General features: G+C 35.0%; 5 protein-coding genes and 1 tRNA gene. 2 read left to right on the plus strand and 4 right to left on the minus strand.

Translation table 11 applies throughout. From position 1 onward, the window contains the following. Window positions 1-352: 352 nt before the first annotated feature. Window positions 353-1,582: an IS110 family RNA-guided transposase gene (locus LMB56_RS05050; RefSeq protein WP_229282092.1), complete on the plus strand. Its 1,230-nt coding sequence runs from the start codon at window positions 353-355 to the stop codon at window positions 1,580-1,582. Window positions 1,583-1,637: 55 nt separating this feature from the next. Here LMB56_RS05050 and LMB56_RS05055 read toward each other — a convergent pair whose 3' ends face one another. The 3 genes from LMB56_RS05055 to spxA form a co-directional block, all read right to left on the minus strand. Continuing rightward, a complete protein-coding gene (locus tag LMB56_RS05055; protein WP_229283634.1) occupies window positions 1,638-2,744 on the minus strand; it encodes a competence protein CoiA in 1,107 nt (368 codons plus the stop codon). 83 nt (window positions 2,745-2,827) lie between these two features. Then, on the minus strand, window positions 2,828-3,499 hold the full coding sequence (locus LMB56_RS05060) for an adaptor protein MecA (RefSeq protein WP_003666878.1): 672 nt from the start codon (window positions 3,497-3,499) through the stop codon (window positions 2,828-2,830). Window positions 3,500-3,624: 125 nt separating this feature from the next. Then, complete coding sequence (gene spxA, locus LMB56_RS05065; RefSeq protein ID WP_153703606.1) at window positions 3,625-4,026, minus strand: transcriptional regulator SpxA; 402 nt, start codon at window positions 4,024-4,026, stop codon at window positions 3,625-3,627. Between the two features lie 247 nt (window positions 4,027-4,273). Here spxA and LMB56_RS05070 point away from each other — a divergent pair, with 247 nt between their 5' ends. Then, the gene (locus tag LMB56_RS05070) at window positions 4,274-4,765 is read left to right on the plus strand and encodes a hypothetical protein (RefSeq protein WP_003666876.1); all 492 of its coding nucleotides are present in this window, start codon (window positions 4,274-4,276) and stop codon (window positions 4,763-4,765) included. Between the two features lie 187 nt (window positions 4,766-4,952). On the opposite strand, the gene LMB56_RS05075 is transcribed toward LMB56_RS05070, so the two are convergent. Beyond that, window positions 4,953-5,027: transfer RNA gene (locus LMB56_RS05075), tRNA-Asp, on the minus strand. Window positions 5,028-5,055: the final 28 nt, after the last annotated feature.

Below are 5,055 nucleotides of genomic sequence, written 5' to 3' on the forward strand. Positions count from 1 at the left end.
CTCGTATTCTATAAATATATCCTTACGGATTTTGCTACATTACAACTTGTTTTCTGGTCACCGCATGATAACCTCTAATTATCATTGGCTTTGGTCAACTGGTATAGGTTAATACCTCCTGTAGTTTTTAACTACTTATGAAGTCTGCCGCCCAGCCAATCTACTGATTTTCGAACTCACATGCTGTATCGATTAGATAGTTTACTAATTCAGAGTAGGATTAGGTGCAGCTTTAACTCTCTAACCAATGAATACTGATACTTGCGAGGATGTTTTTAGTGATTGTAATTAGGGGCTATCATGCAGTGATCAGATTAAGACCAGTAAATTTTAATGAAAGGAGGCCATTCCAATGAAACTTTTTGTCGGTATTGACGTTAGCTCAAAAGATTTAGTAACTTCAATGATTTCTGAAGAAACAACTGAAGTTGTTTTCCATGGTAACTTTGTTAATGATTTGAAAGGCGCAACAGAATTAAAAAACATGATTATCGATACGGCGAATTCAAATCATCTCGACCAAGTTGTGATTGGCATGGAAGCCACTTCCATTTACAGCTTTCACCCAGCAATGTTTTTCCAAGAAGACTCGGACCTTAAAAAGTTCAATACACAATCCGTGGTTATCGATCCTAAGAAAACTAAGCGCTATCATGATGTCTTCGCTGAAGATAAAAATGATCAAATCGACGCTTTTTACATTGCTGACTTCCTACGTGTTGGACGCTATTCAGTAGGGATTGTTCGTCAAGAGAACTACATTGCCCTGCAACGCTTAACGCGTTCCCGATATGAGCTTGTTCAAAGCTTAGCTCGGGCTAAGCAACACTTTATTGAGAACCTATACTACAAGCTCAATAAATTAGTAATTTCTGATGAACTGAATACTTCTATCTTTGGTTCAACGATGATGAGTCTGCTAACTGAAGATATGACTACTGATGACTTACTTAATCTTTCGATTACTGATTTAGCCGATTATCTGAATGAACACGGCCGGGGTCGCTTCGCGAACCCTGAAGCCTTGGCGAAAATAATTCAAAAGGCAGTTCGTGCTTCTTATCGTTTAGACAAAGTAATTGCTAATTCAGTTGATACAGTTCTCTCCGTTTATGCCGAGGAAATTAAAGCTTTTCAGAAGATGATTAAAGACCTCGACAAAGCAATTGAGAAAGTAGTTCAAGTAACTGATGAAGAACAGATTTTGCGCTCCATTCCCGGAATTGGACCAGTATACGCTGCTGGTATTTTAGCTGAAATTGGTCAAATCGAACGATTTGATAATGAAGCTAAATTGGCTAAATATGCTGGGCTTTCCTGGCGAGAAAAGCAGTCCGGAGCTTACGCTAGTGATAATACTCCGCTCAAGAGAACTGGTAATGCTTATCTTAGATACTATTTGGTTGAAGCTGCCAACAGAGTTAGAATCCAAGATCCAGTTTTTGGTGAATATTATCGGCGTAAATATCAAGAAGTAAAGCATACCCCATCAAAACGCGCTCTCGTCCTTACCGCACGTAAACTTATTAGGGTGATTTTCTTCCTACTCAAAAATCATCAAATCTATCAGGAAAAGAGGTAATTGGTATAGGAAGATAAACTGATTCTCGACGCTTAGCTTTTAAAACACCTTGGGATCAAGGCTTATTTAAGTGCGTCAAAAATCTGGTCAAAACAAGTTTGTCAGTGATAATTTTATCTTGACTTATTACCACATGACTTTTAACCAGCTGTAGTTTTAACTGTGCATCATTAAACCATTGTGGACGATGAATTAAAATAAGATGATTATCCTCCCTACAAATTACTTTAAAGGCAATTAATTCGTTTGTATATTGATTGATAATAATATTGCGAATTGTTTCTGGAGGTAAACAACCGGGGAATAGCCAGTCGCTTTTGTTTACCTTCATTAATAAGTTTTTCCATTCCTTATCCCCCCAAGAATAAAATAAGGGGAATTTCTCTATCTCTAATATTACACCAATTCGCCAAATAATTATTGGAATAGACATTGCTGGCCAACTTGCAATAAGATCATGACATACCAACGGACATTCTGACAAAACGTGACCAGTAAGTCTTAAAGTAGTTAATGATAGTTCTCTTATTTCTTTACTTGGAAAATGATACTGTTTCTTCTTCAACATTTCAATCTGCTCCATTAAAATAGTCTTTTTATCATACTTTAACCGGCTATAGGAGCAACGCCAGTATTTCTGATTAATAACTAATTGCGCCCTTTTCACATCCCAAAATAAGAGAACAAACTGTTTTCTAAAAATTTGCGTAAACTGAACGATTTTTTTATTCCTCAAGTTACGCAAATAAGGTGATCCTAATATCCACCAAACCGGAATTTTTAACTGGCGATACCCTTCATTACGTGCTAATAACTTTTCAAGGCTTAAGGGACTACATTGAAATTCAACTGCTACAGTATGCCCATTAATTTCTAAAAGAATATCTGGTCGTTGAGCAATTGTTGGAAAATAGACTTCTAATTGCGGATTCCAATGATGCTTTTGTGCCCATTGATAAATCTGCTTTTTTCCTTTTAAATGTTCTAATGTTTCACCCTCGCTAAAGCCACAATCATTTCCCTTCTTATGGGCATAATGAGTAATCTTATGCTTTCCTCGACGCAAGATCACTCCCTGCCCGCATCCTGGACAGTAATACGCCATATCGTTTTTTGCATTTTCAGCTAACACTAATTGATCGTTATGAACTGCAATTAACATTTAATCCCCCTATATATTTATATACGGAAATTAATCAATTTTGCACGAAAAAAAGCTACGTTGAGTATGAACTCAAACGCAGCCTATTCAAAATAGTGTCGAATTAAATGCAAGGCAGATACTGACATTATTTTCTTTCCATGTTCACTTAGAAAATCAACCGTTGTTGCCGTGGGGTTTCCATATTCATAAGCAAGAGCAAGTTGATCTTTAACATCATTACTGTTCAAAATAGAATCAGAATAAGCAATTGCTAAATAATACAAATCATTGTACTTATATAAATATGATGAAACATCATCACTCTCAGCAATTTTCGCAAAATCAATCAAATCTTCAAAAGAATCAAATGTAATTACTTGCCAGTTAGTATGTTGAATCTCATTATCCTCTGAATCATTAATCGCTGTTTTCCTTTGATCTTGATCCGGACTATTTTTTTGAATCAAATGTTGCTTAATATATTTGGACACCTGGTCATTAATTGGTCCATGCTGTTCATTCCCAGCAAAATTAGAATCATTTTTACTAATAAATAATTCTAAGCCATTATTAGTGGGCATCACCTGAAAAGTAACCGCATCGTTGTTTTGGAATTGGTGATCAGTATCTACTTCTTTCAGGATACTATAAAAGAAATCCTCAATTTGCTGATGATCGCCAAGTAAGTCTAGAATAGTGATACCCCGAGCAGATAAATCATCATTATCTACCAAAACGCGAATAGTATTTTCATTAATGCGTTCCATCTCCATTGAGCAGCACCTCCTTTTACCAAAACTAGATGTTACTTCTATTGTAAGGATTTTCGCTTAAAAGTAAAGTTACTCGGTTAAAAGAATAAAAAAAGGAAAGCATATCACTTTCCATATTCTATCAGTTAAATCATATTTGCTTTTTCTTGAGCTTCTACTAGTTCAAGTTCACGAACCCTTCGAGGTAAGAAGCGACGGATTTCGTCTTCATTGTAACCAACTTGAAGCCGTTTATCATCAATAATAATCGGACGTCGTAACAATCCTGGATTTTTACTAATTAACTTAAACAGAGCCTTCATTGACAAGTCATTAAGATCTACGCTCAACTTTTGGTAAGCTTTAGACCGCTTTGAAATAATGTCTTCAGTACCATCTTCAGTCATCCGTAAAATATTCTTAATTTCATTTAAAGACAATGGTTCAGAAAAAATATTCCGTTCCTTAAAAGCAATATCATGTTCTTTTAGCCAGGCACGTGCTTTACGACAAGACGTGCAACTTGGAGACGTATATAGTGTAACCATTTCGTTTAGTGGCCTCCTTTATTAAGTTAAACTAGAACATTCATTAATACATTGTTTATTATACTCCCTATTCAATTAATATTAAAGCGATATAACAAAAATTATTGACTTTTTGTAAGTTATCTTCCTATTATATTTTCTATTTATGTCTTATCAAAAATAAAGTAGATAAAATTTACAATTTAATTATTTTACATTAAGTTGTACTATAATAAGTATGACTACTAACTTCTGAGGAGGAATTAATATGTTAACAAAAATTAGCTTAACATTTGGTTCACGACAAATTTTACAATCAATCATTGATAAATATCCCGAACGTCATTTTAAATTAATGCAGGCAACTACTCATACAAGAAAATTAGCATTATTTGACCTTTCAGGAAAAGATACTATTTTTCAATCACCAGTAAAATTAACAACTCTTGATTCAACACTAGATGCTCAATTAAATGGAATGTTTTACTACCAATCATTTCAAGTAAACGGTGACCGTCAAAAGCTACTTTATAATACACTTCAAAAGGTATTAACTGAACCAGCTGACATGAATGGTGGGTATATGCTTAGTGTTGATAATAAAGCGGAAGCTACTACTTTAGTTTTACTGACTGCTTGGGCTGATTTTGAAGCCTTAACTGCATGGAAGGAAAGTGAAACCTTTACATCCTTAAAAAACTTCACTAGTATGGGGTCAGACAATAGTTACTATGATGAAATTTACAAACCCATTTTTTAATAAGTAGAATAACATAAGGGCATTTGCCAATGGTATTTAACTGATACCTACAACAGGACCATGAATTATCATTTTCGGTAATTCATAGTCCTGTTTTTTGATCTGTATTTTTATTAACTGTTTACTTTGGGAAATAAAAAAACTCCCCACCTATACGTAGGAAGTTTTTATCTATCACTAATTAATACGGTCCGTACGAGACTCGAACTCGTGATCTCATCCGTGACAGGGATGCGTCCTAAACCAACTAGACCAACGGACCAAAATTGCGGGGGCTGGATTTGAACCAA

Origin of the sequence: Limosilactobacillus reuteri (genome assembly GCF_020785355.1) — a bacterium.
Taxonomy (GTDB): Bacteria; Bacillota; Bacilli; order Lactobacillales; family Lactobacillaceae; genus Limosilactobacillus; species Limosilactobacillus reuteri_I.